The 25,267-nt window shown below is 67.3% G+C and carries 26 protein-coding genes and 1 riboswitch; of the genes, 12 read left to right on the top strand and 14 right to left on the bottom strand.

The genetic code is table 11. The annotated features are described in order from the left end of the window. The first annotated feature begins 38 nt into the window (after positions 1-38). Positions 39-1,505 (top strand): phytoene desaturase family protein, encoded by a 1,467-nt coding sequence (locus QGN32_RS15570; RefSeq protein WP_326549092.1) that lies wholly within the window; start codon positions 39-41, stop codon positions 1,503-1,505. On the opposite strand, the gene QGN32_RS15565 is transcribed toward QGN32_RS15570, so the two are convergent. The 6 genes from QGN32_RS15565 to pdxH all read right to left on the bottom strand — a co-directional run bounded on the left by QGN32_RS15565 (position 1,502) and on the right by pdxH (position 9,532). Next, on the bottom strand, positions 1,502-4,633 hold the full coding sequence (locus tag QGN32_RS15565; protein ID WP_326545259.1) for an AAA family ATPase: 3,132 nt from the start codon (positions 4,631-4,633) through the stop codon (positions 1,502-1,504). The genes QGN32_RS15570 and QGN32_RS15565 overlap by 4 nt on opposite strands. Positions 4,634-4,696: 63 nt before the next feature. Beyond that, the gene (locus tag QGN32_RS15560) at positions 4,697-5,116 is read right to left on the bottom strand and encodes a MarR family winged helix-turn-helix transcriptional regulator (protein ID WP_326545258.1); all 420 of its coding nucleotides are present in this window, start codon (positions 5,114-5,116) and stop codon (positions 4,697-4,699) included. After that, the gene (locus QGN32_RS15555) at positions 5,106-6,563 is read right to left on the bottom strand and encodes an MFS transporter (protein ID WP_326545257.1); all 1,458 of its coding nucleotides are present in this window, start codon (positions 6,561-6,563) and stop codon (positions 5,106-5,108) included. Before QGN32_RS15555 ends, QGN32_RS15560 begins: the two co-directional genes overlap by 11 nt. Positions 6,564-6,701: 138 nt before the next feature. After that, positions 6,702-8,009 carry a citrate synthase gene (locus QGN32_RS15550; RefSeq protein ID WP_326545256.1) on the bottom strand — a complete coding sequence of 436 codons (1,308 nt, stop codon included), beginning with the start codon at positions 8,007-8,009 and terminating at the stop codon, positions 6,702-6,704. Positions 8,010-8,104: 95 nt separating this feature from the next. After that, complete coding sequence (locus tag QGN32_RS15545) at positions 8,105-8,755, bottom strand: TetR/AcrR family transcriptional regulator (protein ID WP_442791712.1); 651 nt, start codon at positions 8,753-8,755, stop codon at positions 8,105-8,107. Between the two features lie 105 nt (positions 8,756-8,860). Then, a complete protein-coding gene (gene pdxH / locus QGN32_RS15540) occupies positions 8,861-9,532 on the bottom strand; it encodes a pyridoxamine 5'-phosphate oxidase (protein ID WP_326545254.1) in 672 nt (223 codons plus the stop codon). Positions 9,533-9,618: 86 nt separating this feature from the next. Here pdxH and QGN32_RS15535 point away from each other — a divergent pair, with 86 nt between their 5' ends. After that, on the top strand, positions 9,619-10,737 hold the full coding sequence (locus QGN32_RS15535) for a citrate synthase 2 (RefSeq protein WP_326545253.1): 1,119 nt from the start codon (positions 9,619-9,621) through the stop codon (positions 10,735-10,737). Next, positions 10,734-10,868 (top strand): hypothetical protein, encoded by a 135-nt coding sequence (locus tag QGN32_RS15530; RefSeq protein WP_326545252.1) that lies wholly within the window; start codon positions 10,734-10,736, stop codon positions 10,866-10,868. The genes QGN32_RS15535 and QGN32_RS15530 overlap by 4 nt, the downstream gene beginning before the upstream one ends. A gap of 119 nt (positions 10,869-10,987) precedes the next feature. Here QGN32_RS15530 and QGN32_RS15525 read toward each other — a convergent pair whose 3' ends face one another. From QGN32_RS15525 to QGN32_RS15515, 3 genes are all read right to left on the bottom strand, one after another. After that, a complete protein-coding gene (locus QGN32_RS15525) occupies positions 10,988-12,676 on the bottom strand; it encodes an FAD-dependent oxidoreductase (protein ID WP_326545251.1) in 1,689 nt (562 codons plus the stop codon). Positions 12,677-12,685: 9 nt separating this feature from the next. After that, positions 12,686-13,702, bottom strand: coding sequence for an AurF N-oxygenase family protein (locus tag QGN32_RS15520; RefSeq protein ID WP_326545250.1), 1,017 nt, complete (start codon positions 13,700-13,702; stop codon positions 12,686-12,688). Between the two features lie 155 nt (positions 13,703-13,857). Then, entirely contained in the window at positions 13,858-14,343 is a 486-nt protein-coding gene (locus QGN32_RS15515) for a CAP domain-containing protein (RefSeq protein ID WP_326545249.1), read from the bottom strand. Between the two features lie 150 nt (positions 14,344-14,493). Here QGN32_RS15515 and serC point away from each other — a divergent pair, with 150 nt between their 5' ends. Next, positions 14,494-15,639, top strand: coding sequence for a phosphoserine transaminase (gene serC / locus QGN32_RS15510; RefSeq protein WP_326545248.1), 1,146 nt, complete (start codon positions 14,494-14,496; stop codon positions 15,637-15,639). Positions 15,640-15,755: 116 nt separating this feature from the next. Then, positions 15,756-16,571, top strand: a complete 816-nt coding sequence (gene sepH / locus QGN32_RS15505) for a septation protein SepH (RefSeq protein ID WP_326545247.1) — start codon at positions 15,756-15,758, stop codon at positions 16,569-16,571. Between the two features lie 17 nt (positions 16,572-16,588). Here the strand turns inward: sepH and QGN32_RS15500 are convergent, their stop codons facing one another. Then, entirely contained in the window at positions 16,589-16,858 is a 270-nt protein-coding gene (locus tag QGN32_RS15500) for a DUF2537 domain-containing protein (RefSeq protein WP_326545246.1), read from the bottom strand. Continuing rightward, a complete protein-coding gene (locus QGN32_RS15495; RefSeq protein ID WP_326545245.1) occupies positions 16,855-17,673 on the bottom strand; it encodes a TrmH family RNA methyltransferase in 819 nt (272 codons plus the stop codon). The genes QGN32_RS15500 and QGN32_RS15495 overlap by 4 nt, the downstream gene beginning before the upstream one ends. A gap of 30 nt (positions 17,674-17,703) precedes the next feature. Between QGN32_RS15495 and QGN32_RS15490 the strand changes: the two genes are divergently transcribed. Both QGN32_RS15490 and QGN32_RS15485 read left to right on the top strand, forming a co-directional pair. Next, positions 17,704-17,943, top strand: a complete 240-nt coding sequence (locus tag QGN32_RS15490) for a DUF2530 domain-containing protein (RefSeq protein WP_326545244.1) — start codon at positions 17,704-17,706, stop codon at positions 17,941-17,943. Positions 17,944-17,972: 29 nt separating this feature from the next. After that, positions 17,973-18,425, top strand: a complete 453-nt coding sequence (locus tag QGN32_RS15485) for an SRPBCC family protein (RefSeq protein WP_326545243.1) — start codon at positions 17,973-17,975, stop codon at positions 18,423-18,425. Here QGN32_RS15485 and QGN32_RS15480 read toward each other — a convergent pair. Continuing rightward, positions 18,422-19,183 carry a DUF3027 domain-containing protein gene (locus QGN32_RS15480; RefSeq protein ID WP_326545242.1) on the bottom strand — a complete coding sequence of 254 codons (762 nt, stop codon included), beginning with the start codon at positions 19,181-19,183 and terminating at the stop codon, positions 18,422-18,424. The genes QGN32_RS15485 and QGN32_RS15480 overlap by 4 nt on opposite strands. Positions 19,184-19,271: 88 nt before the next feature. Between QGN32_RS15480 and QGN32_RS15475 the strand changes: the two genes are divergently transcribed. Then, the gene (locus QGN32_RS15475; RefSeq protein WP_442791711.1) at positions 19,272-20,957 is read left to right on the top strand and encodes an MFS transporter; all 1,686 of its coding nucleotides are present in this window, start codon (positions 19,272-19,274) and stop codon (positions 20,955-20,957) included. After that, positions 20,954-21,433: a DUF2771 domain-containing protein gene (locus QGN32_RS15470; RefSeq protein WP_326545241.1), complete on the top strand. Its 480-nt coding sequence runs from the start codon at positions 20,954-20,956 to the stop codon at positions 21,431-21,433. Before QGN32_RS15475 ends, QGN32_RS15470 begins: the two co-directional genes overlap by 4 nt. 7 nt (positions 21,434-21,440) lie before the next feature. Here QGN32_RS15470 and QGN32_RS15465 read toward each other — a convergent pair whose 3' ends face one another. Then, positions 21,441-22,454, bottom strand: coding sequence for a glutathione S-transferase family protein (locus QGN32_RS15465; RefSeq protein ID WP_326545240.1), 1,014 nt, complete (start codon positions 22,452-22,454; stop codon positions 21,441-21,443). A gap of 49 nt (positions 22,455-22,503) precedes the next feature. After that, positions 22,504-22,914: a cold-shock protein gene (locus QGN32_RS15460; protein ID WP_326549090.1), complete on the bottom strand. Its 411-nt coding sequence runs from the start codon at positions 22,912-22,914 to the stop codon at positions 22,504-22,506. A gap of 174 nt (positions 22,915-23,088) precedes the next feature. Between QGN32_RS15460 and QGN32_RS15455 the strand changes: the two genes are divergently transcribed. Genes QGN32_RS15455 through QGN32_RS15445 form a run of 3 tightly spaced genes read left to right on the top strand, consistent with a single transcriptional unit; the run spans position 23,089 to position 24,828 of the window. After that, a complete protein-coding gene (locus tag QGN32_RS15455) occupies positions 23,089-23,505 on the top strand; it encodes a YccF domain-containing protein (RefSeq protein ID WP_326545239.1) in 417 nt (138 codons plus the stop codon). Beyond that, a complete protein-coding gene (moaA, locus tag QGN32_RS15450; protein ID WP_326545238.1) occupies positions 23,502-24,548 on the top strand; it encodes a GTP 3',8-cyclase MoaA in 1,047 nt (348 codons plus the stop codon). The genes QGN32_RS15455 and moaA overlap by 4 nt, the downstream gene beginning before the upstream one ends. Before the next feature lie 13 nt (positions 24,549-24,561). Next, entirely contained in the window at positions 24,562-24,828 is a 267-nt protein-coding gene (locus QGN32_RS15445) for a MoaD/ThiS family protein (RefSeq protein WP_326545237.1), read from the top strand. Positions 24,829-25,078: 250 nt separating this feature from the next. Beyond that, positions 25,079-25,261, top strand: a riboswitch (cyclic di-AMP (ydaO/yuaA leader). The last annotated feature ends 6 nt before the right edge of the window (positions 25,262-25,267 follow it).

Below are 25,267 nucleotides of genomic sequence, written 5' to 3'. Positions count from 1 at the left end.
TCGGGGGTGGGCACAACGGCCTCGTCGCGGCCGCGTATCTGGCCAAAGCGGGCCGCCGCGTACGGATTCTCGAGCGCCTCGACCACGTCGGCGGTGCGGCGGTGTCCGCGTATGCGTTCGACGGGGTGGACGCCCGGCTGTCGCGGTACTCGTATCTGGTCAGCCTGCTGCCGCGGCGCATCATCGACGACCTCGGTGCGCGGGTGCGCCTGCTGCGCCGCCGATACTCGTCGTACACGCCAGACCCGGCGACCGGCGGCCGTACCGGGCTGTTGATCGGGCCGACGTCGACGTTCGGCGCGATCGGCGCGGCTGACGACGAGGTCCGGTTTACCGAGTTCTACCGTCGGTGCGGGGGCGTCGCCGCGCGGTTGTGGCCGACGCTGCTGCAGCCACTTCGGACGCGCGAAGAGGCGCGGAGTCTCGTGGGTGACGACGACGCCTGGCGAATGATGATCGACGAGCCGATGGGGCACGCGATCGCCTCGGCCGTCGACAACGACGTAGTGCGCGGCGTGATGGCGACCGACGCGTTGATCGGGACGTTCGCCCGCCTCGACGACCCGTCGTTGATCCAGAATGTCTGCTTCCTGTATCACCTGATCGGCGGCGGGACCGGCGACTGGGACGTGCCGATCGGCGGGATGGGCGCCGTCAGTGGCGCGCTGGCGGCCGCCGCTACCGGTTTCGGCGCCGAGGTCACCTGTGGCGCAGAGGTATACGCGATCGATCCAGATGGCTCGGTGCGGTACCACAGCGACGGCGTCGATCGCCGCGTCCACGGGGGTGTGGTTCTAGCCAACGTGACGCCGACCGTCCTGGCCGAACTGCTGGGCGAGTCGGCACCGGAATCGACGCCCGGAGCGCAGGTCAAGGTGAACCTGATGCTGCGGCGCCTGCCGCGACTGCGCGACGAAACCGTCACGGCTGAGCAGGCATTCGGCGGAACGCTCCACATCAACGAGACGTTCAGCCAACTGGATACCGCGTATTCGCGGGCGGACCGCGGCGTCATCCCTGATCCGCTGCCGTGCGAGATCTATTGCCACTCACTGACCGATCCCTCGATCCTCTCCGACGAACTGCGTGCTGCCGGTGCGCAGACGTTGACGGTGTTCGGCCTGCACACTCCTCACCAGCTGACGGGCGACCCCGACCGGATGCGCGACACGTTGACATCGGCCGTACTCAACTCGCTGAACACCATTCTGGCCGAACCGATTCAGGATGTTCTGATGGAGGATTGCTCCGGCCGGTTGTGTATCGAGACGAAGACGACCGTCGACCTCGAGCACGGGTTGGGAATGACGGGCGGGCACATCTTCCACGGTGCGCTGTCATGGCCGTTCGCAGAGGACGACGAGCCGCTCGACACCGCTGCGCACCGCTGGGGCGTCGCCACGGCCCACGATCGAATCCTGTTGTGCGGGTCGGGATCACAGCGTGGCGGTGCGGTATCGGGCATCGGTGGGCACAACGCCGCGATGGCAGTCTTGGAGAGCTAGGGCATCGCCGCGGCCATCGCCATATGCCCTTGGAAGCCGAGCTTGTCAGCGCTGCTGCGATAGCGGTGCTTCAACTCGTGATATGTCGACTCGTCATCGCGGGTCCGAGCCAACAGCGCGCGCAGTCGCATCACCACGAGGTCACGCGTGACCCACTTGGGGCCCGCGACGGTGGCCGCGAGCTTGTCAATCGCTGCCTCGGCCTCGGCCAGATCTTCTTCCGTCCCGCGCTGCAGAAGCAGTTCGACAAGGTTCTGGGTGCTGCCTTCGCAATTGATGAAATTCCCGGAATTGAACAGTTCGTCCAATGCCGCACGAACTCGCTCTATCGCGCCGTCGAGATCGCCACCATGGACCGCGAGAACGACCTCCAAGGCCGGCGTAATGTTCATTGCGTATTGCTCCCGCACACACGTATCGCAAAGTTCGGTCAGCATCGTGAGCCCGCGCTCTCGATCCGCGGCATCTCCTTGCGTCAGCGCTACCCCGAGCGTCATCCGGAGAAGCACCAGGGGCAGATCCTCGCTGCACCGCTCAGCCAGCTGGTAGACCTCGGTGATCTCGTTCAACGCCGCGTCGTCAAACGACACAACTCGCCGACCGATATTCACATACTTGTAGGCCGTGACCACCGCGAGAGATGTGGGGTCGGCCCTGCGTGCCATCGTCACCGCGGTGTCCAGGTCTTCGCGCCATCCGGTCTGGCCTACGGTGCACCGGGCGAATCCCCGGAACACATACGCCAGCGCCAGCGGCGATCCCAACATGAAGCTTCCAGCCGTGGAGTCGCCGTCGGCGAGGTCGATGGCGGCTTGGGCCCATCGCAACGCGTCTTCCGCCTGCGCCGCCTGCAGCTTGGCAACACAGGCGGGAATGGCCAGAGCCAATGTCAACGTCGGGTCACCTATGGACTCGACGAGAGCCATCTGTTCGGACGCCTGCTGCGACGCCTCGAAGATTCGGCCCCGGATCAAGTGCTCCATGGCCAGGCCTGCCATGCCGATGGCGAGCGAGGCCTTGTCGCCGGCCTCCAAGCACAAGGAACGAAGTTCCTCGAATCGGTCTGACAGATCCGGATGGAATCGTCGAAAAGCACTGCTGCACAGCAAGCTACGCGGGGAGATCCGCAGGTTCAGGCGATTCGGAAAGTCGGGGGGCAGCGCGTCTGCTACCCGGCGCGCCCGTTCCCAGCTCAGCTGCGCCGCGGCGTGGTCGCGGTTGTTAGACCAGGCGCCTGCGCGCATATGCCACTCGTAGGCGCCTCCCAGTTCACCGGCTGACTCGAGATGCTCCGCGATCAGCACCGCGTTCTGGTCACTCCGCTCGATCGTGGCGGCCAACTGCTTGTGCAAGCGCGCCCGGTCGGATTTGAGCTGTGATTCGTATGCCACGGCCCGGATCAGGGCATGCCGAAACGTGTAACGAGGATGAGGGCCGAAGGCGGTCTGATCGATCAGCTCCGCCTTCACCAGGTCGTCGAGCGCGGGTTGAATATCCAACGCTTCCAGCATCTCTGGGCCGAATTGGATGCCGATCACCGCTGCCCCGTTAAGCGTCCGCTTCCCTGCCGGATCGAGGCGGTCGATGCGTGCCGCGATCACCGCCTGCAGGGTTCGGGGAACGGTGACTTCGCTCATCGGCTCGACGCATAGGTAACATCCGCGTGAGCCGACCAGCACGTCGCGCTCGGCGAGATCGCGGACGATCTCTTCGGCGAAGAACGGGTTGCCCTCGGCGCGTTCGGCCACCAGGTCGGCGAGCTTCGTCACCGACCTGTCCTCGCCCAATAACTCCGTACTGAGTTGCGACATCTGCGAATAGTCCAGCGGCTCAAGGGCGATGTTCTGCGACCGGGGCACATGGGCAAGCGGACCGTGGTATTCCGGCCGGTATGTGACGAGTACAAGAGAGCGGGTCCGGGGCACCACAGCCAGGAAGTCGGCGAGCATCGACTCACTGATCCCGTCGATCCAGTGCGCGTCCTCGACGACATACATGGTCGGGGTGATTCTCGCGAGCGCGGCGGCATTGATCATCGAAGCGATACGGCGACGGCGTGCGTCCGCATCGATCTGGGGCAGTTCCGCACCAGGATCACCGATTCCCACGAGGTCCTCCACGAGCAGGAGATCCTCCTGATCGGCGTCGGTGAACGCCGCGCGCACCTGTTCTCGAGCAGCCGCGGCTTCGAGGCCGCTCGCACCGGTCGCCGACCGCAGCAGATTCGCGGCGGCATGGAATGGAACGTCTGCGGTATGGGACTCGCACAAAGTGGTGGCCACCTGGACACCGGCGTCCGCTGCTCGCGACGTCAGTTCTCGTACGAGCCTGCTCTTGCCGATGCCGGGAGGGCCGACGAGCCCCACGACGCCTCCGTTGCCCTTGAGCGCGCGGCCGAGAAGTCCGGTGAGGGCGTTCATCTCCCATTCGCGGCCGACGAACGTCGTCGGCATCCGGTCCGTTCGCCGATCAGCGGCGAGTCCGAGTAGACGGCGAGCCCCCACCGGCGCCTGCATTCCCTTGACATGCACCACCTCCGCATCGCTGAGCGCGGCGGTGTTCTCCACCAGTCGCGCTGTCGACTCACCGACCATCACCCCGCCGGGCGGCGCCACCGACTCCATTCGCTGCGCCATGCCGACTTGCTCGCCGACTGCCGTGTACGACAACGGCCCCGCGCCGATCTCTCCGGTGATCACCACCCCGGAATTCAGCCCGATGCGCAGTTGCAGGACGATGTGGTCGCGGTCCTCGATGATGGCAGCGAGCCGCTGAGCATCTTGTTGGATGTCCAGTGCCGCCCGGCAGGCGAGCAATGCGTGGTCCTCGAGCGCAACGGGGGCGCCGAACTCGGCCATGATCCCGTCGCCGGTGAACTTGTCGACGGTTCCGCCGTAGCGCTGAACGACCGCTGAGGATCGGTTGAACAACTCCGTCATGATCTCGCGCAGCCGTTCCGGTCCCAGCTTGGCGGCGATGTCCATGGACCCCACCACATCGGCGAACAACACGGTCACTTGTTTGTATTCGGCATGAGCGTTTGCCGTGACGACCGAGGACCCGCAGGCGTCGCAGAAGCGGGCTCCGTCCCGCAGTCCGGCACCGCACGCATGGCACGAAACCGCCACGCGTCAATCGTGCGCCGAGCGAGCGGCCCAGGCTGCGGATTCGCCGCAATTGCGACCAGGATGCTATTTCGACGCGAGCTTGGCCAGGATGTCGCGGAGCGCCTCGAGGTCGCCGTCATCCAGAGCCGTCAGCACTTCCGGCGCCGGGTCGACGATCGCGTCGATCCTGTCGACCATGGCGCGTCCCGCATCGGTGAGCGACACTCGTTTGCACCGGCGGTTCGCCGGATCAATTTGGCGCACAACAAGTCCACGCCCTTCCAGGTCATTGACGGCGACCGTCGCGGCCGGCGCATCGATGGTCGCCGCGTGCGCCACCTCCTTGACCGTCATGGCTCGCCGGCTCAGCCGTCGCAGGATCCGTATCCGGCTGAACGGCAGCCCGGACTGTTCGACGGCCGCCCGCTTCCAGCTGTCGCGGTTGTCCACCACGAGCGCGGCCATCGCGCGCCACGCCTCGTCGGCGAGACGATTACCTGACATCAGCGGCCACCAGTGGGGCGAGTCGATCTGCCGAACGCAAAGCCCGGCGGGAGGTCGAGTAGAAGCCGAGGACGACGATCACCATCCCAAGCGCGGCGCAGACCAGCCACAGCGGCCGGGTGGCCGTTGCGAAGTCCGGGCCCATCGCGACCAGCGCGCCGCCGGCTACCGAACCGCACAGCGCCACACCGATACTCACGCCGACCTGCCTGCTGGTCGAGGCTGTCGCCGACGCGGCGCCCGCCCGGTCGGTCGGCATACCGCTGACCGCGGCGTTGGTCACCGGCGCGTTGACCATCGAGAAGCCGATGCCGAAAACCGCGAAGACCATAAGCAGCTGCCACACTGGCGTCGTCGCCGACAGATTGGCCAGCATCAACGTCGCCGCCGTGATCAGCGTGCCCGCGGTCAACAGCGACGGACGGGCGCCGAACCGGCCGACCAGCCGGCCCGACAACGGCGAGAACACAAGCGCGCCAATGGCTATCGGCAAGTAGATCAGTCCCGTGTGCATGGCGGAGAACCCGCGCTCGTCCTGCAGGTACAGCGACATCATGAACAGGAACGCACCCCACGAGGCGAAGGCGCACACCGCGATCACCGTCGCGGACGCGAACGGAATGCTGCGGAAGAATCTCAGGTCGATGAACGGGTCTTGCCTGCGGGCCTCGTGGGCGAGGAAGCCCACAAAGGCGGCGACCGCGGCGACCGCCACCCCGACGATGCGCGCGTCGGCCCAACCCTCTACCGGGCCCTCGATGAGCACGAATACGATGCCGAACAGGAAAGCCATACCCAGGCCCTGCCCGAGCGGATCGACGCTGCGCATCGTGGCGGACTTGGACTCTGGGACGAAGATGGCGGTCAGCGCGATCGCCAGCGCGCAGATCGGCAGGTTGATCCAGAACACCGCGCGCCAGTTGATCAACTCGATCAGCGCGCCGCCGACGATCGGACCCGCCGCCATCGAGATGCCGACGACGCCGCCCCACACGCCGATGGCCCGAGCGCGCTCCACCCGGCCGGTGAACACCTGCGTGATGATCGACATCGCGACCGGGTTCATCATCGACCCGCCGATCGCCTGCAGGAGGCGCGCGGCGATCAGCGTCTCGATGTTCGGCGCCAGGCTGCACATCAGCGACGCCACCGCGAATACCGTCAGCCCGAGCTGGAACGTCCCCCGGCGGCCGAACCGGTCGGCAGCCGCCCCCGAGAGCAGCAGCAGCGACGCCAACACCAGCGTGTAGATGTCGATGACCCATTGCAGCTGTGGGCCGGAGGCGTTCAGGTCGGCGCGAATGTTCGGAATCGCGACGTTGACGATCGTCGCATCCATCGACACGATCAGCAGGCTCAGACAGCAGGTCACCAAAATGACGGCCTTACGGCGAGCGGCTCTGGGCCCACGCGAAGCCGGGGACGACCGGACGACGGATTCATCCACCCGACAATTGTGAAACTACAACTGTTTCGGTGGCAAGGCGATGCGGCGGTGATGTCCCTCTCACGTGAGCGCGCAGCTATGCACACCAAATGCGGCCATTTGCCTACAAGGGTGCGCTCGCGGCAAGACGAAGAAGGATCAGCGGGCGTTGACGTCCTGGTAGTCGCGTTCGGTGTAGCCGGTGTAGATCTGGCGCGGGCGGCCGATCTTGCCGGTGCCCTCGTCGTGCATCTCGCGCCAGTGCGCGATCCATCCCGGCAACCGGCCAAGCGCGAACAGGACCGTGAACATGCGCGTCGGGAATCCCATAGCGCGATAGATCACGCCGGTGTAGAAGTCGACGTTCGGGTAGAGCTTGCGCTCGATGAAGAAGTCGTCGGTGAGCGCGGCCTCTTCGAGCGTCTTCGCGATGTCGAGCATCTCGTCGTCGCCGCCGAGCTTTCCGAGAATCTTGTCGGCCTGCTCCTTGACGATGCGGGCGCGCGGGTCGTAGTTCTTGTAGACCCGGTGCCCGAAGCCCATCAGCTTCACGCCGTCCTCGCGGTTCTTCACCTTCCTGATGAACTCGTGCACGTCGAAGTCGGCATGGCGGATCTTCTCCAGCATCTCCAGCACCGCCTGGTTGGCGCCGCCGTGCAGCGGGCCCCACAGCGCGTTGATGCCGCCGGAGATCGACGTGAACAGGTTCGCCTGCGACGAGCCGACCAGCCGCACCGTCGACGTCGAACAGTTCTGCTCGTGGTCGGCGTGCAGGATGAACAGCATGTCGAGCGCGCGGACGATCTCGGGATCGACCTCGTAGGGCTCGGCGGGGAAGCCGAACGTCATCCGCAGGAAGTTCTCGACCAGCGTCAGGGAGTTGTCGGGGTACAGGAACGGTTGACCAGCCGACTTCTTGTAGGCGTACGCCGCGATGGTCGGCAGCTTCGCGAGCAACCGGATCGTCGACAGTTCGACCTGATGGTCGTCGAACGGGTCGAGCGAGTCCTCGTAGTACGTCGACAGCGCGTTGACCGCGCTCGAGAGCACTGGCATCGGATGAGCGTTGGCCGGAAAACCGTCGAAGAACCGCTTGAGGTCCTCGTGCAGCAGCGTGTGCCGCTGAATCCTGGTGGTGAACTCCGCCAACTGGTCCTTGCTGGGTAGCTCGCCGTAGATGAGCAGGTAGCTCACCTCGATGAAGTTCGACTTCTCCGCAAGCTGCTCGATCGGGTAGCCGCGGTAGCGCAGGATGCCGGCATCGCCGTCTATGTAGGTGATCGCGCTCTTGGTCGACGCGGTGTTGACGAAGCCCTCGTCGTACGTGGTGTAGCCCGTCTTCGACAGCAGTGAACCCAACGCGATTCCATCGGCACCCTCGGAGGCGGGAACGACGTCAAGGTCGAGCGTGCCACCGGGGTACGAGAGGGTGGCTTGCCCTTCCCCACTCTTCGCGTTATCGGCCACGAGGATCCCTTCGTCGCTGCTGGGAATTGAACATTGCTTCTTACAAAAGGTAGTCCCATTCCGGCGGGGGTGTCCCGCCGGGGGCGGTCAGTTGCTCAGACGACCTGCCGAAGGTCACCCAGCAGGCCCGTGAATTCCGCGAATACCGTCTCCAGGCGGTCGATCAGGTCGTCAATGGTCACCCGTGACCAGTCCCTGCTGTTGTGCACGACGTCGCCGAGCGCAGTCATGATCACCGCACCCCACGTCACCGAGGCCAACCGGACCCGGCGGTCACCCAGAGTGACTCCCATCCGCGCGGCCAGCACGACATCGACCGCGTTGCCGCGGAACTCGACGGTGACCTGCCGCAGCGTCGGCGACGACACGATGATTCGGGTGATGCACAGCACCCGGTCTTCGGTCAGCTCACCCGGTGCCGCGTGCTTGGCCGTCTCGGCCATCGCGACGTAGGCGCGCAGGATCGCGTCGAAGTGGTTCGTTTCGAGCGGTTGACGACGCAGTTCGACGGCGGTTCGGTCGATGATCTCGTCCACCAACGCCAGCGCGATGGAGTCCTTGGTCGGGAAGTACCGGCTGAAGGTGCGTGGCGAGACATCGGCGATCGCGGCGATCTGGTCCACCGTGGTGTTGTCGAACCCCTGTCCGTTGCACAGTTCGACAGCGGCATCGAGAAGAGTCGCACGCGTGCGCTGTTTCTTGCGCTCGCGCAGCCCGAGAGTCTGCGCCCCCCGACCATCAGGCACGAAGGGCATCGTAATCCGCGAACAAATAATGAGGCACAGATTGGGCTAGTTGATACATCTCCGGCGTTAGGCCTACAGGCGGCGTCCCCGGGTCGCGAACGAATGCTACGGCTGCAACCGCTCGATACGATCGCCCTGAACGCGGATCCTGTTGTGCACACGATTCTCCCGGCCTTGCCAGAATTCGACGCTTTCGGGCGCGATCAAATAGCCGCCCCAATTCGGCGGCACAGGCACAACGGCGTGCGTCTCGAAGCGACGCGTCACCTCGGCGAGCTGCTCCAGGAGCGCAGCCCGCGAGGCGATCGGCTTGGACTGGTAGGACGCCCATGCGCCGAGCTGCGAACCCCGCGGCCGCTTCGACCAGTAGTCGGCGGTCTCCTCGGCGGACACCTTCGTCACCGGTCCGCGGAGGTGGACCTGGCGACCCAGCAGGTACCAGGGGAAAGTGGCCGACGCGTACGGCGCCGCGGCCAACTGCTCGCCCTTGTCCGAGTCGTAGTTCGTGTAGAACGTGATGCCGGCCTCGGCCACGCTCTTGCAGAGCACCGACCGGGTGACGGGCCGGCGATGCGTGTCGACCGTGCCGACCACCATGGCGTTGGGTTCGGCGACGCCGGCCCGCTCGGCCTCGGCTAACCACCTGCGCAGCAACGCAACCCAGCCGTCGGCCAACCAGTCGACGTCCAGATCGGGACTGCCGTCCTTCTCCGCCGAGCCGTATTCCGCCCGCATCCGCGCCAAGCGCTCTGGGTTTTCCGGGCCTACCTCCGCCATCGCGACAACGCTACGCCCAAGGCGTTTGCCGCTGTGTCATCAACCGGCAGGATGTGCCTCTGGCCGGCAGTGCGAGAATCTGGCCCATGAGTGCGGTGCCTGAAGATTTCGTACCCGGCCTCGAAGGCGTCGTCGCCTTCACCTCCGAGATCGCCGAACCCGACAAGGACGGCGGTGCGCTGCGGTACCGCGGCGTCGACATCGAGGATCTCGTCGACCGGCGGGTGACCTTCGGCGATGTCTGGGCGCTGCTGGTCGACGGCAGGTTCGGCAACGGTCTGGCGCCTGCCGAACCCTTCCCGCTGCCCATCCACAGCGGCGACGTGCGCGTCGACGTGCAGGCCGGCCTGGCGATGCTCGCCCCGATCTGGGGTTATCCCCCGGTGCTCGACATCGACGATGCGACCGCCCGTGACCAGCTGGCCCGGGCGTCGGTGATGGCGCTGTCCTATGTCGCACAATCCGCCCGCGGAATCTACCAACCGGCCGTCCCCCAGCGGGCCATCGACGAATGTTCAACTGTCACAGAGCGATTCATGACCCGCTGGCAGGGTGATCCGGATCCCAGGCACATCGAGGCCATCGACGCGTACTGGGTCAGCGCCGCCGAGCACGGCATGAACGCGTCGACGTTCACCGCCCGCGTGATCGCGTCGACCGGCGCCGACGTCGCCGCTGCGCTGTCCGGTGCGATCGGCGCGATGAGCGGGCCGTTGCACGGCGGCGCCCCGGCGCGAGTGATCCCGATGATCGAAGAGGCCGAGAAAACCGGCGACGCCCGCGCCGTCGTGACGGGCATCCTCGACCGCAACGAGAAGCTGATGGGCTTCGGGCACCGGGTGTACCGCGCCGAGGACCCCCGCGCCCGGGTGCTGCGCGCGACGGCCAAGCGGCTGGAGGCGCCGCGCTACGAGGTGGCCGCCGCGCTCGAGCAGGCCGCGCTGGCGGAGTTGCGCGAACGGCGACCGGACCGCGCCATCGAGACCAACGTCGAGTTCTGGGCGGCGGTGGTCCTGGACTTCGCGCAGGTGCCGACCAAGATGATGCCCGCGATGTTCACCTGCGGCCGCACCGCCGGCTGGTGCGCGCACATCCTCGAGCAGAAGCGACTCGGCAAGCTGGTGCGCCCGTCGGCGATCTACGTCGGGCCGGGCCCGCGCAGCCCCGAGTCGGTCGAGGGGTGGGACCAAGTCGTCCGGTCGTGACGACACCGTTCGCCGCTGCGGCCCACAGTTTCGCGGATCTGGTCCGCCGCATTCCCGACGACGCATGGCCCCGGCCGGGCCTGGGCGACTGGGTCGCCGCCGTCGTTCTCGATCGTCTGAGCCTGTCGTAGCGGCTGGGCCTTAACTGGTTGACTGCCCTCATCTCCTGCGTGCGATCAACCGTTTAGGGCGCGCATCGTTGAGCGCGGTCAGCCGTCGGGTACTCGTAGCCGAACAACCGAGCGGAACTCTAGCGCCGCAGCCCGGCCAGTAGGCGCCGACCGAGCGACGGCGCGGGAGCGTCCGCCGCGGCGGCCAGCATGTCGGCGACGGTAGTGAACTTGACGCGTGGCCGCTCGTCGCCGCCGCGGGCGACCTCGGCGGCGTCGATCGCCTGCCACCCCGCGGAGTCGACGACGTCGGCTCGCCTGCTACGCACGAAGTTGTCGAGCGCGGCGAGCTTGTGAACCGGGGCGCGCAGCTTGCCGTCGTTGTAGTCGGCGACGAGGTTGTGCACTGTCTGCGCGGCGCACGACTTGTTGGTGCCGATGAACCCGGTCGGTCCGCGCTTGATCCACCCCGCGACGTAACTGCCGGGTACGGCCGCGCCCGACTGAGGGTCGACGACGCGTCCGCCATCGTTGGGCACGACCGCCGCCGTCTCGTCGAACGGAAGTCCGCGAATCGGCTTGCCGCGGTATCCGATCGACGTCAACACCAGCCCGGCGTCCAGCCGGCGCACTTCGTCGGTGCCGGTGACGGTGAACTCGATCGCACCGGCGCAGTCGATGCCCACCACCCGCTTCGGTGTCAGCCGATAGGCCAGTCGGATATGCGGCCCCTGCTTTTCCGACACGACGCCGAGCTTGCTGAGGATCTCCAGCTTGTTATGCGTCAAGGGATCCTGCGCGGCAGCCAGGTCGCGGCCCACCAACTCATGGTCGGCGGGCGATAGCACCACCTCGCACGTCGACGTCAGCCCGATCACCTCCGGCAGCGTGAATGCCGAATTTGCGGGGTCGCGACGAGCCGCGATCACCACCTCGGACACCTTGGAGTCGCGCAGGACGGCGAGTGCGTGATCCGCGATATCGGTGCGCGCCAAGTCGTCCGGCGGTGTGGTGAGGATTCGCGCGACATCGAGGGCGACGTTGCCGTTGCCGACGATGACTACCCGCTCGTGGCTCAGATCCATTGGCAGCAAGGTGAAGTCAGGGTGGCCATCGGGGTGGGCGTTGTACCAGGCCACCATCTCGGTGGCGGTGCCGGTGCCGGGCAGGTCCATGCCCTCGATGTCGAGGCGGCGGTCGTTGGCCGCACCGACCGCGTAGAGGACGGCGTGGTGGTGCTCGAGCAATTCCTCATGGGTCACGTCCGACCCCACCTCGACGTTGAGATAGAACGTGAACCCAGGCTGCGCTGCCACCCGGTCGAACAGCTTGGTCACCCGTTTGGTGCTCTGGTGATCGGGGGCGACGCCGGCGCGCACCAAACCGTATGGCGCGGGCAGCCGTTCGAAAACGTTGACCCGCACACCCTTCTGGGTGAGCAACTCGTCGGCGGCATACATCGCCGCCGGGCCGGAACCGACGATCGCGACCCGCAGCGGTCCGCCGGAGCGCGGATACACCACCGGCGCCTCGATGACCGGCGCCAGCTTCGACGTCGGAGGCAGCTTCCCATCCGGTTCGGGGTAGAACGCGGCGTTCAGCGCGACGAACGGAAGTTGTGCCGGCTCCAGTTTCGAGTCGTGCGCAATCGCCCCGACCGGGCACGCCGACACACAGGCCCCGCAGTCGACACACGCCACCGGATCTATGTAGAGCATCTCGGCGGTGGCGAACCCCGGCTCGTCGGGTGTCGGGTGGATGCAGTTCACCGGGCACGCATAAACACAGGACCCGTCGCTGCAACACGACTGGGTTATCACATGCGGCACGAACGCCCCCTACGCGGCAGCGACCACGTGCTGGCGGGCCGGTTCGCTGCGGTAGCGGCTCGGCTTACCGTCGATCTTGCACAGCCGCCACATGAGCTTGGCGGGCCGGTTCATCAGACCGGTCTCGTCGCACAGCATCCGGACGTCACCGAACATGTCGCGCAGGAACTGGCGGGACTTCGGTGCGCGGAAGAACAACTCCTTGCGCACGGACCGCGGGATGTCGAACTCCCGCCAGAACGCCTTGGGCGGCACGATGATCGCCTGGCACAGCACCCGCATGATGATCGGCACGTTCAGCGACAACCAGAACCGCTGACGACGGCTCAGATTCGGCACCCGCTTGCGCAGATACTCGTGGGCGAACGAAATGTGGCGGGCCTCCTCGGCCACGTGGATCGCCATCACCCGCTCCATGATCGGATGCAGGTCCTTGCCTTCGCGCAGCACGTTCTTCTGGGTGTGGTCGATGGGCTCCTCGCCCGCGAGCACACCGAAGAAGAACGGGATCGGCAGCGGACCGGCGACCAGCGGTATGAACGGCGAGAGCCAGCGCAACATCCGCGGCATGCCCGGCACGTCGGCGCCGATGCGGTTGATCATCTCCTGGAACATCATGGTGTGGTTGCACTCTTCGACCGACTCGTGCAGGCAGTAGCGGTACTCGGGTGAGCCGTTGGGCACCCAGAACGCGTAGTTGGTCAGGCCGCGGATGAGGATGATCTCGAACTGCAGCCCGACCTTGGCGACGTTGGCTTGGCGCCACATCCCGATCTCGATCTGCCGCTGCAGCGGTTGTGCCTGATACCAGGGATGTCCACCGAGCGGGTCGGTGGCCGGCAGCACCCAGCGGGCGTCGTTGTCGGTGACGGCGAACTCCGGGGAGTTCCAGTCGATGTCGGTATACGGGTTGAAGTTGCGCCGCACCGAACCCTCGGACAGCGTCGTGAGCGTGTCGACGTACTGGGCGTCGTCGCCGACCTCCATGTTGCGACGCCAACGCCTGACCACTCGAGTCCGGGCCATCTTCAAACCTTCCCTTGAGGTTTACATTCACGCCTTCGATGTCCAAGAACGGTACCGCAGGTACCGCCTACTGAACATACCCCGATGCGGGATGTGTCACACCGTCGCCAGCCGGCAGCCATGTGATCGCAGTCACACGCAGGACCTCCGCGGTGCTACTTCCTGCCGAACTCTCCTACGGCGGCGGCCCTGGCGCCATTGCGCACTACAGCGACCCCGGCTTCGGTCATCCCGCAGTCGGTGATGATCGCGCGGTGTCCCGGGCTGTTCATCCACCAGTTGACCGCCGCGGCCGGGACCGCGCCCACCCCGGTGCTCCAGAAGATGATCTCGCCGACGTTGGCGTATTGCGTGTAGCCGGCGGCGGTGATGCGCTGGCCGACGGAAGACCCGTCCGAGCCGGTGTGGCTCCGCACATTGTTGGCCAGCATGTCGTTGGCCTGCCGGGCGGCGGCCGCGCTCAGTTGCGGATTGGCCGCGACGGGGCCGCAACCGTTGGCCGCGCGCGCGGCGTTGATCTCGTTCAGCAACGCGCCGTTGTCGGCGCCGTCGGCGTGGGCCGAAACCGCGAACATCGAGGTGGACACCGCCACCGCCGCGGCGAAGACCGGAACGAGCTTCGCTCTGCTCTGACTGATCACAGGGCCCCCATGGGCTCGGGTGCAGTCCCCGACAGGTCACAGTATGGACACGCGGAGGTTTCGATAAACGCCGTTTACCCACTTTTCTAGAAAATCTCTGCCACCCCTCCCCGCCGCGGACGCGCACATCCGGTCATTAGTGTTGACCGCATGGCCCCGCCAGATGCTCTTCGCCCGAGCGGCTCATCGCCCCTGACAATCCCTGCCGACCTCAAACCGCGCGACGGCCGCTTCGGCTGCGGGCCCTCGAAGGTCCGGCCGGAACAGCTGGCAGCGTTAGCCGCCGCAGGTGACCTGTTCGGCACGTCGCATCGCCAGGCGCCGGTCAAAAACCTGGTCTTCAGGGTCCGCGACGGATTGCGGCAACTGTTCTCGGTGCCCGACGGCTACGAAGTGATCCTCGGCAACGGCGGCGCCACCGCGTTCTGGGATGCCGCGGCGTTCGGGCTGATCGACAAGCGTTCGCTGCACCTGACCTACGGCGAGTTCAGCGCGAAGTTCGCCTCGGCGGTGGCCAAGAACCCGTTCGTCGGCGACCCAGTCGTCGTCAAGGCCGACCCCGGCACCGCGCCGGCACCGCAGGCCGACCCGTCGGTCGACCTCATCGGCTGGGCGCACAACGAGACCTCGACGGGCGTCGCGGTGCCCGTACGACGCCCGGACGGGTCGGGGGATGCGCTGCTCGCGATCGACGCCACGTCCGGGGCGGGCGGCCTGCCCGTCGATATCACCGAAGCCGACGCCTACTACTTCGCGCCGCAGAAGAACTTCGCCAGCGACGGCGGCCTGTGGGTGGCCATCCTGTCGCCGGCTGCGCTCGCCCGGGTCGAGGCGATCGCCGATGCCGGTCGCTGGGTGCCGGAGTTCCTCTCGCTGCCGATCGCGATCGAGAACAGCCTGAAGAACCAGACCTACAACACGCCCGCGATCGGGACCCTGATCCTGTTCGCCGAGCAACTGGACTGGTTACTGGGCAACGGCGGCCTGGACTGGGCGGTCAAGCGCACCGCGGACTCCTCGCAGCGGCTCTACGGGTGGGCCGACGCGGCCGAGTTCGCGACGCCGTTCGTCACCGACCTCCAGTTGCGCTCGCAAGTGGTCGGCACCGTCGACTTCAACGACGACATAGATGCCAGCGCCGTCGCGGCCACTTTGCGGGCCAACGGCATCGTCGACACCGAGCCGTATCGCAAACTCGGCCGCAACCAGCTACGGGTCGGGATGTTCCCGGCGGTCGACCCCGAGGACGTCAGCGCGCTCACCGCGTGCATCGACTGGGTGGTGGAGCGGCTTTAGCCGCGACGAACAGCGAGGCGGCGGCTTCCTGTCCCCGCGTGTCCTACCAGGTAACGGGCGGATAACGCAGTAGTGTCCGGTTGATCGGGCTTGGCGCTAGCCCGGAGGAGGTCGCCATGCGGGAACTCAAAGTCGTCGGACTCGACGTTGACGGCAAACGAATCATCTGCGAGGCCGACGGCTCCGGCGAGAAGTTCATCCTGCGGCCCGACGACCGGTTGCGTGCCGCCGTCCGTGGTGACCACGTGGGCTCGAGCCAGCCGCGAGACGATGTCGAGGTACAAATCATGCTGCGCCCCAAGGAGATTCAGTCCCGGATCAGGGCTGGTGCGTCCGTCGAGCAGGTCGCCCACGCGTCGGGAGTCGACGTGGCCCGAGTCGAGCGGTTCGCCCATCCGGTGCTGCTCGAGCGCTCCCGGGCCGCCGAGCTGGCAACCGCCGCGCATCCGGTGCTCCCCGACGGTCCCTCGGTGCTGACCCTGCTGGAGACGGTCACGACGGCGCTGATCGCCCGCGGCCTTGACCCGGACGCCCCGACTTGGGACGCGTGGCGCAACGAGGACGGGCGCTGGACGGTGCAGCTGGCGTGGCAGGCCGGGTTGTCCGACAACGTCGCGCATTTCCGGTTCACGCCCGGCGCCCACGGCGGAACGGTGACGGCGTTCGACGACGCGGCATCCGAGTTGATCGATCCGAATTTCACGCGTCCGCTGCGTCCGGTGGCAGCGCTGCCCCAACCCAGACTCGAAGTCGAGGAGCCGATGCTGCCGATCGAGCCGCCGGTGCAGGTGAGCGTGCCCGAACCGACGACCGAGGCGGCGCCTGAACCGGTCGCAACGCCGCAGCCGAAAGCCCGCAAGGGCAAGCCCCATCCGGCGGTGCCGGCGTGGGAGGACGTCCTGCTGGGGGTGCGCTCCAGCGGCCAGCGCTGAGTTTCCCAACGCGAGGGTCAGCGGAGCGCGACGGCGAGCACGACCAGCCACGCGGCGGCCACCCCGACGCCGGAACCCAGTACGAACCACCGCCACACCGGCCGGTTGCGCCAGCCCCAGACCGTCGGCGCCAGGCCCCCGACGGCGACCAGGTTCAGCCCGATCGCCAGCAGCGGGTGCAACCGCGTCAGCCCGAGACTGAGCACCACGATCGCGGCCGCGATGACCGCGGCGACGAAGCCAGCCACCGTCAACCCCATCGCCCACGGCGTCGAGTCGTCGGTCATTTCGCCAATCTAACCCGCTCGTAGAACGCCAAGGCGGCAGCGGTCGCGACGTTGAGCGAATCGGTGCCGCGCGACATCGGGATCCGCACCCGCAGGTCCGCCGCCCGCATCGTCCGCTCGGTCAGCCCCGGCCCCTCGGCGCCGACCAGCATCGCCACCTTGTCGTCGCCGATACTGGACATGGCGTCGGCGAGGGTGCGCGCCGTCGCCGCAGGCGTCATCGCCAGCAGACGAAAACCATTGTTGCGCAACTGCTCCAGATCAGCCGGCCAAGTCTGCGCCCACGCGTACGGCACGAGCAGCGCATGGCCCATCGACACCCGCACGGCGCGTCGATACAGCGGATCGGCGCAGCCGGTGCCGAACACGACCGCGTCGACACCGAGGCCGGCCGCGTTGCGGAAGATCGAGCCGAGGTTCTCGTGGTCGTTGACGCCTTCGAGGACGGCGACGGTGCGGGCGCCGTCGAGTACCTCGCCGATCGCCAACTCACGCGGGCGCGACGCCGACGCCAGCACACCGCGGTTGAGGTGAAAACCCACCACCTCGGCCATCACGTCGGATTGCACGCGGTAGTACGGGGCCGAGACGCCCGCCAGGTCGGCCGCGAGCTCCTGTAGGCGGCGGTCGGTGCCCATCACCGCGCGGGGGACGAACCGCGACGCGAGCATGCGCTGCACCACCAGCACGCCCTCGGCGATCACCAGGCCCTTGCCGGTGGGCAGGTCGGGCCTGCGATCGACGCTGTTCAGGTCGCGGAAGTCGGCCAGCCGTGGGTCGGACGGATCGGCGACGTCGATGACGTTCTCACTCATGGGCGATGCAGTGGGCTACCTTTCATAGCGATGACCCCGCATCCGCCCCCGCTGCCCGACATCCTGCTCAAGCCGTGGCCGGTCGTCGTCGCGATCGCGGCCGGGTGGGTCGTCGCTGCAATCCTGGCGTTCACGGTGACCGGTCTACACGAGTGGCGGCCGTACACGGTGGCCGGGCTCGGCGTCGGCGCCCTTGGCACGGCGATCTGGTTGTGGCAGCGTCGCGCCGTGCGCCAAGGCTCGCGCGGGGCGCAGAGCGGACTGACCTGAGTACGAGCACCACAAGATAGGAGGGCGCGATGGGAGCGCCGCTGTTGCAGGCCGAAACCACGATCAACGCCCCGGTGGCGAAGGTGTGGGAGCTGATCTCGGACCTCAAGAACATGCCGCGATGGAGTCCGCAGTGCCGGCTGATGAAGACGTTCGGCCCGCTTCGTCCCGGGGCGAAGACGTTCAACCTCAATCGGCGGGGCTACCTGTTCTGGCCCACCAGGAGCCAGATCACCGAACTGATTCCGCAGAAGAAGCTGGCGTTCCGGGTGAACGACAACGGCACGGTGTGGAGCTACGAGCTCGAGCCCACCGAGTCCGGCACCCGGCTGGTGGAGACCCGGCACGCGGAGAACGGCGTGAAGCCGGTCTCCAATATGTTGGTCAACGCGTTCATGGGTGGGGTGCCGAACTTCGAGCGTGAGCTCGTCGAGGGCATGAACGAGTCGCTCGCGCGGATCAAGGCCGCGGCCGAAAGCTAGTCGGACGGCTCGGTCAGATCCAGCACGCCGTCGTCGTACGGGTCATGAAGCGGAGAGCCGCCGCCCGCGGCCTGCGGCGTGTCCGAGTGTGCGCCGCAACCGTATTCGGAGTCGACAACGTGACCGTCCGCGGAGAACTCGTTCGCGCACACACCGAACGTCGTGCCCAGCGATCCGGCGAGCGGCACGTAGAAACCACAGTCCCGGCAGACGCGCCGCGTCGAGCGCGCCATCGCCGAGTCGGGGCCATGCTCGCCGTCGTGCCAGCGTTGCGCGGCGTCCATGCGGCCCCACGGGCTGAGCACCTGGCGCCGCCCCAGGCCCACTTCGGCGGCGACCTCGTCGATCTGTGGGTCGCCGCTAGCCATATAGCCGGGCACGAGGCGGGGGTCGTCGGCGCGCGGGGCGAGCAGATCTCCCGGGCCCAGATCGCCGGGGCGGACGCGGTCCTGCCACGGCACCCACTTCGGCGCCAGCAACGCCGTCGGTCCCGGCACCAGCACGACCTCGCTGATGGTGGCGTGGTCGGCGCCCGGCCACGCCGCGACGACGACAGCCCACTGCCAGCCGCGGTAGCCCGGCATGTCGGCGAGGAACCGGTGCGTGGCCGCGGTGGGGTCCTCGAAGCTCGCGCCGAGGTACTCCCCGACGGTGTCCTCGCCGCTGAACTCGACGATCGCCGCGCGCGCGTCATCGACGGCGCCCAGGAGTACGGCCTCCAGGTCCGGGCGCTCGGCGGATTCGGTCACGCTGTCCATCGTCCTCAATAGTGCCTGACCGGCCGACCGGTAGCCACACCGGTTGGCTGCACGCCCGCTACCGCTTGGATGGTGGAGAATCGACATCGTGACAGGACCGCGTCGTGACCCCCGCGACTCGCCGGGCCGGCGCTACTACCCTCCGCGTCCGCCCGCCGACGACCCGCGCGCCGACGAGCATCCTGGCATGGCCAATTACCCGAGCGACCCCAGCTACCGCCGTCCTCGACGCAGTGGGCCCACGCCCAGCGCCAACCGCTGGCTCCCGCCGCTCGATGAGCCGGCCCGCGAGTTCGGTTACCAGCCTCCGCCGCACGGCATCGGCAGCGCGGCGGGCGAAAAAGTCACCGTCACAAGGGCGGCCGCACAACGCAGCCGCGAGATGGGCTCCAAGATGTACGGCCTGGTGCATCGGGCCGCCACCGCCGACGGCGCCGACAAGTCCGGGCTCACCGCGCTCACATGGCCGGTGGTCGCGAACTTCGCCGTCGACGCCGCGATGGCCGTCGCACTGGCCAACACCCTGTTCTTCGCCGCGGCCACCGGGGAGAGCAAGGGCAAGGTCGCGCTGTACCTGTTGATCACCATTGCGCCGTTCGCCGTCATCGCCCCCCTGATCGGGCCGGCCCTGGACCGGTTGCAGCACGGCCGCCGCGCCGCGCTGGCCGCGTCGTTCGCGCTGCGCACCGGGCTGGCGGTGGTGCTGATCGCCAACTACGACGGCGCCACCGGCAGCTTCCCGTCGTGGGTGCTCTACCCCTGCGCGCTGGGAATGATGGTGCTGTCCAAGTCATTCAGCGTGTTGCGCAGCGCGGTGACACCGCGCGTGCTGCCGCCGACCATCGACCTGGTGCGGGTGAACTCGCGGTTGACGACGTTTGGTCTGCTCGGCGGCACCCTGGTCGGCGGGGCGGTCGCCGCGGGCGCGGAGTACTTCTTCAATTTGTTCTACATGCCCGGGGCGCTCTACGTCATCGTCGCGGTCTCGGTGGCGGGTGCGGCGCTGGCGATGCGGATCCCGAAGTGGGTCGAGGTCACCGAGGGTGAGGTGCCCGCGACGCTGAGCTACCACGGCCGCCCGGACGAACCGCGGCGCCGCCCCGAACACCTGCCGCCGACGAAATCGGCGCGACAGCCTCTGGGCCGCAACACGATCGCCGCGCTGTGGGGTAACTGCACCATCAAGGTGATGGTCGGCTTCCTGTTCCTCTATCCGGCCTTCGTCGCCAAGTCCCACGACGCCAGTGGCTGGGAGCAGCTGCGCATACTCGGGCTGATCGGCGCGGCCGCGGCCATCGGCAACTTCGCGGGCAACTTCACCAGCGCGCGCCTCAAGCTGGGCCATCCCGCGCAGGTGGTGGTGCGCTGCACGGTCGTCGTCACCCTCGCCGCGCTGGCCGCCGCCCTGACCGGTGACCTTCTGGTGGCGGCGGTCGCCACCCTGCTCACCTCGGGGGCCAGCGCGATCGGCAAGGCGTCGCTGGACGCGTCGCTGCAGGACGACCTGCCCGAGGAGTCGCGTGCCTCGGCGTTCGGGCGCTCGGAATCGGTGCTGCAGTTGGCCTGGGTCGCGGGCGGCGCCGTCGGCGTGCTCGTCTACACCGAGCTGTGGGTGGGCTTCACGGCCATCACCTCGGTGCTGATCCTCGGGCTGGCGCAGACCGTGGTCAGCTACCGCGGCGATTCGCTGATTCCCGGCCTGGGCGGAAACCGGCCCGTGCTGGCCGAGCAGGAGGGCGGGCGCCCGGACACCGCGGCGGTGGCGCACGAGTGAAACGCGTACTCGCCGCGCTCGCGGTGGTGGTGGTCCTGGCGTCGGTGGGTACGGGTGTGCTCATCTGGCGGCTCAGCGACGACGAGTCACCGAAATACCCTGAAATCAGCGCATATTCGCACGGCCAGCTGGTCCGTGTCGGACCCTACCGCTACTGCGAGGTGCTCAACCCCACCGATTGTGTGGTCTTCGAAGATCAGGGCGAGCTGGGAGTGACAGAGCGCGGTGCGGTGCAGTTGTCGGTGCCGCCGGCGATCGCCAGGGCGCCGTGGGTGCTGTTGCGCCAGTACGAGGATTCCGACGTCATCGAGGAGTTCCGGCCCAACACACGGCTGGCGGTGACGATCCCCACCGTCGACGCGCAGCGCGGCAAGCTCACCGGGTTCGCGGTCCTGCTGCCCACGCTGATCCGCCTCGACGGCGAGGAGGTGCCCGCCCCGCACGCCGAGTGGTCGGTGCGGACGGTGTGGGCCTAGACCAGACCTAGGCCGAATGCGCCTGCGGGACCCGTTCCCCCTCGCGGGTCGGTCCCGGCGGTGTACCGTCGCCGAACGGACTGCCGCCCAACGACTCTCGGCCGTGCGGTGTGAGCCAGTTGGACAGTTCCGGCCCTTTCGGCACGACCCGCGTCGGATTGATGTCCGCATGCACGATGTAGTAGTGCTGCTTGATCTGGACGAAGTCGATGGTGTCGCCGAAGCCCGGGGTCTGGAACAGATCGCGGGCATAGGACCACAGCACCGGAAGCTCGGCGAGCTTGTGGCGGTTGCACTTGAAGTGCCCGTGGTAGACGGGATCGAAGCGCGCCAACGTGGTGAACAGCCGCACGTCGGCCTCGGTGATGGTGTCGCCCACCAGATATCGCTGGTTTTCGAGGCGGTCTTCGAGCCAGTCCAGCGCGGTGAACAGGCGGTCGTAGGACTTATCGTAGGCGCGCTGTGAGCCTGCGAAGCCGCACCGGTAGACACCGTTGTTGACCTCGGTGTAGATGCGCTGCGCCACTTCGTCGATCTCGTCGCGTCGGTCTTCGGGGTAGAGGTCCGGGGCGCCATCGCGGTGATAGTCGGCCCATTCGGTGGAGAAGTCCAACGTGATCTGCGGGAAGTCGTTGGTGACGACCTCACCGGTCGGCACGTCGACGACCGCGGGAACCGTGATGCCCTTGTCGTAGCCACCGAAGCGCTTCAGGTAGGCGTCCTTGAGTCGGGGGATGCCCAGTACCGGGTCTAGACCGTCGGGGTCGAGGTCGAACGTCCAGCTGTCCTCGTCATGCGTGGGACCGCAAAAGCCTATGGAGAGGACGTCTTCCAGCCCAAGGAGCCTGCGGACGATGATCGTACGGTTGGCCCATGGGCAGGCCCGCGCGACGACGAGCCGGTACCTGCCGGGTTCGACGGGGTATCCGTCGCGGCCGTCGGCCGTGATGCGCGTCGTGATGTATTCGGTGTCGCGGTTGAACTCGCCACTTGATTCGGATTCGTCGGCGACGTATGCCATAACGCCAGCATGCCCCGCCGAATCTGAAGTTATGCGCGTTGAAACAACCTCAGGACTCGAGCTCGCGGCCGACCGCGCGCACCACTTCGGACACCCGGCGGGCGACCTTGCGGTCCGGATAGCGGCCCTTGCGCAGCTCGGGCTGTACCGCGCTCTCCAGCAGCGTGATCATGTCCTCGATCATGCCGTGCAGCTCGTCGGGTGAATGCTTGCGCTCGGCGGCGGCCGCCTCGCGGCGCGTCCGCGACAGGCTCGGCGGCGGATCGATGAGTGTGAGCGTCAACGCCTGCGGCCCGCGCCGGCCCGCGGCCACACCGAACTCGACGCGCTGCCCTGCCTTGAGGGTCTCGACACCGGCGGGCAGCGCCGAGGATCGGACGTAGACGTCCTCGCCGTCCTCCTGCGACAAAAACCCGAAGCCTTTTTCGGCGTCGTACCACTTCACCCGGCCGGTCGGCACTGAACTCACCCGCTTGTCTTGGATCACTCACAAAAGGAAAGCGCCCCGAATGCGCCGGGACGCGTGCGGCTGATCCTACTCTGGCCTCTACCTCGCCAGCACCCCCTTATCGGTAGGCTGGACTTACCGCTGTCGGAGAGGAACCGCCCGGATTGCGATTGGATTGCGATTGATATGCGAGTGATCCTGAACATCATCTGGCTGATCTTCGGCGGCCTGTGGCTGGCGCTGGGCTATCTGCTGGCAGCGCTGATCTGCTTCGTGCTGATCATCACGATTCCGTTCGGGTTTGCGGCCCTGCGTATCGCGGCGTATGCGCTATGGCCCTTCGGCCGCACGATCGTCGACAAACCAGGACCGCGCCCCGGCGCGCTGGTCGGCAACGTCATCTGGGTCATCCTGTTCGGCGTGTGGTTGGCGCTCGAGCACATCATCACCGCGGTGGCGATGGCGATCACGATCGTCGGCATTCCGCTCGCGCTGGCCAACCTCAAGCTGATCCCGGTGTCGCTGATGCCACTGGGTAAGGACATCGTGCCGGTCGACACCTTGGCCGACCCCGCCGCCAACCCGTGGCGAGCCGCCGCGTGACCATCGTCGACCTCGGGGTGCCATCGGCCGCGCCGCCCTCGTCGGCCCCCACTGACGGGCCGCTGATCGACACATTCGGCCGGGTGGCCACCGACCTGCGGGTGTCGCTGACCGACCGCTGCAACCTGCGCTGCACGTACTGCATGCCCGCCGAAGGATTGAACTGGCTGCCGTCGGAGGAGCTGCTGCGGCCCGAGGAGCTGACTCGATTGTTGCGCATCGCCGTGACGAGGCTGGGCATCACCAGCGTGCGTTTCACCGGCGGGGAGCCGCTGATCGCCCGCCATCTCGAGGATGTCATCGCCGCGACGACGGCGCTGCGCCCACGGCCGGAGATCACGTTGACCACCAACGGGGTCGGCCTCGACAAGCGGGCCGAGGGGCTCAAGCGAGCCGGGCTCGACCGCATCAACGTGTCGCTGGACACCGTCGAGGGCGCGCGGTTCGCCGCGATCACCCGACGAGACCGGCTTCCCGACGTGCTGGCCGGCCTGCGGGCCGCGAAGGCCGCGGGCCTCGAACCGGTGAAGGTCAACGCGGTTCTCGACCCGGTCACCGGCCTTGACGACGCGGTCGCGCTGCTGCGGTTCTGCCTGGAACAGGGCTACCAGTTGCGCATCATCGAGCAGATGCCGCTGGACGCAGGCCACCAGTGGCAGCGGGGCAAGGCGATCGGCGCCGACGAGGTGCTCGACACGCTGCAACAGCATTTCCACCTCACCCCCGACACGGCACCGCGTGGGTCGGCGCCGGCCGAGTTGTGGCGGGTCGACGGCGTGGGCAAGGTCGGCATCATCGCCTCGGTGTCCCATGCGTTCTGCTCCGCCTGTGACCGCACCCGGCTCACCGCCGACGGCCAGGTCCGCAACTGCCTGTTCGCTCAGCGGGAGACCGATCTGCGTCAACTGATGCGCAGCGGTGCCGACGACGCCGTCGTCGAGGCCGCATGGCGCGCCGCGATGTGGGCGAAGGCGGCAGGCCACGGCATCAACGATCCCGACTTTGTGCAGCCCGCCCGGCCGATGAGCGCGATCGGCGGTTGATTCGAAGGATGAGATGACGACAACGACCTCGGTTGCAGTAAAAGTTCGCTACTTCGCCGCCGCGCGGGCTGCCGCCGGTAACGATGAGGAGACAATTCGCCTTCAGGCGGGAACCACGCTCGCCGAACTCGTCGTCGAACTGAGCGGACGCGACGAGAATCTTGCGAAAGTGCTGAAGCGCTGCTCTTTTCTGTGCGACGGGGTCGCCGTGCGTGACGACACGGTGGCCCTGAAAGACGCTCAAACGATCGATGTCCTTCCCCCTTTCGCCGGCGGCTAGCGGTGATTTCCGTCACATAACAGAATGGTCACAACCTGGCTACGGCGCGGTAGAGCGAGTCGTGGTCCTGCGGAAACGCCGAGAACTGCTGGGCATTTAGAGCATTTTTAAGATTTGCCGGAGAACAAAACGCCGTTACCGGCGAAAGATGACGCGGCCAAAGCGAGCCGTTACGGTTCAGTCCCAAGCCGGTCGACCTCAAACCGATTGGCCCGCCGTGCCCAACCGCGCCGAGCTCCATCCGTTGGCACACGGCATACCGACGAACAACTTGGATGGAGGCGGGGGACCCATCGGTCCGCCGAGTCAATAGCGGACCTGGAGCCGACCGGCTCCTTGGGGTGAAGCCGAATCGCACTGTGCGACACGGCCGGGCATAACCTCTCCAGCCCGAACCCGACAGCTGACCTCGCGGGCGCCGAAGAGAGGACTTAGTGCA

The sequence above is a fragment of the Mycolicibacterium sp. ND9-15 genome, assembly GCF_035918395.1.
In the GTDB taxonomy this organism is placed as follows: Bacteria; Actinomycetota; Actinomycetes; order Mycobacteriales; family Mycobacteriaceae; genus Mycobacterium.
This window is presented reverse-complemented; position numbering and strand designations above follow the sequence as displayed.

What these genes read in the sequence shown, in the direction of transcription:
- QGN32_RS15560 (WP_326545258.1), bottom strand. Translation starts at nt 5,116, where the DNA reads ATGTCAGGTAATCGTCTCGCCGACGAGGCGTGGCGCGCGATGGCCGCG.
- pdxH (WP_326545254.1), bottom strand. Translation starts at nt 9,532, where the DNA reads ATGGCGGAGGTAGGCCCGGAAAACCCAGAGCGCTTGGCGCGGATGCGG.
- QGN32_RS15535 (WP_326545253.1), top strand. Translation starts at nt 9,619, where the DNA reads ATGAGTGCGGTGCCTGAAGATTTCGTACCCGGCCTCGAAGGCGTCGTC.
- QGN32_RS15520 (WP_326545250.1), bottom strand. Translation starts at nt 13,702, where the DNA reads ATGGCCCGGACTCGAGTGGTCAGGCGTTGGCGTCGCAACATGGAGGTC.
- serC (WP_326545248.1), top strand. Translation starts at nt 14,494, where the DNA reads ATGGCCCCGCCAGATGCTCTTCGCCCGAGCGGCTCATCGCCCCTGACA.
- sepH (WP_326545247.1), top strand. Translation starts at nt 15,756, where the DNA reads ATGCGGGAACTCAAAGTCGTCGGACTCGACGTTGACGGCAAACGAATC.
- QGN32_RS15500 (WP_326545246.1), bottom strand. Translation starts at nt 16,858, where the DNA reads ATGACCGACGACTCGACGCCGTGGGCGATGGGGTTGACGGTGGCTGGC.
- QGN32_RS15495 (WP_326545245.1), bottom strand. Translation starts at nt 17,673, where the DNA reads ATGAGTGAGAACGTCATCGACGTCGCCGATCCGTCCGACCCACGGCTG.
- QGN32_RS15490 (WP_326545244.1), top strand. Translation starts at nt 17,704, where the DNA reads ATGACCCCGCATCCGCCCCCGCTGCCCGACATCCTGCTCAAGCCGTGG.
- QGN32_RS15485 (WP_326545243.1), top strand. Translation starts at nt 17,973, where the DNA reads ATGGGAGCGCCGCTGTTGCAGGCCGAAACCACGATCAACGCCCCGGTG.
- QGN32_RS15480 (WP_326545242.1), bottom strand. Translation starts at nt 19,183, where the DNA reads ATGGACAGCGTGACCGAATCCGCCGAGCGCCCGGACCTGGAGGCCGTA.
- QGN32_RS15465 (WP_326545240.1), bottom strand. Translation starts at nt 22,454, where the DNA reads ATGGCATACGTCGCCGACGAATCCGAATCAAGTGGCGAGTTCAACCGC.
- QGN32_RS15455 (WP_326545239.1), top strand. Translation starts at nt 23,089, where the DNA reads ATGCGAGTGATCCTGAACATCATCTGGCTGATCTTCGGCGGCCTGTGG.
- QGN32_RS15445 (WP_326545237.1), top strand. Translation starts at nt 24,562, where the DNA reads ATGACGACAACGACCTCGGTTGCAGTAAAAGTTCGCTACTTCGCCGCC.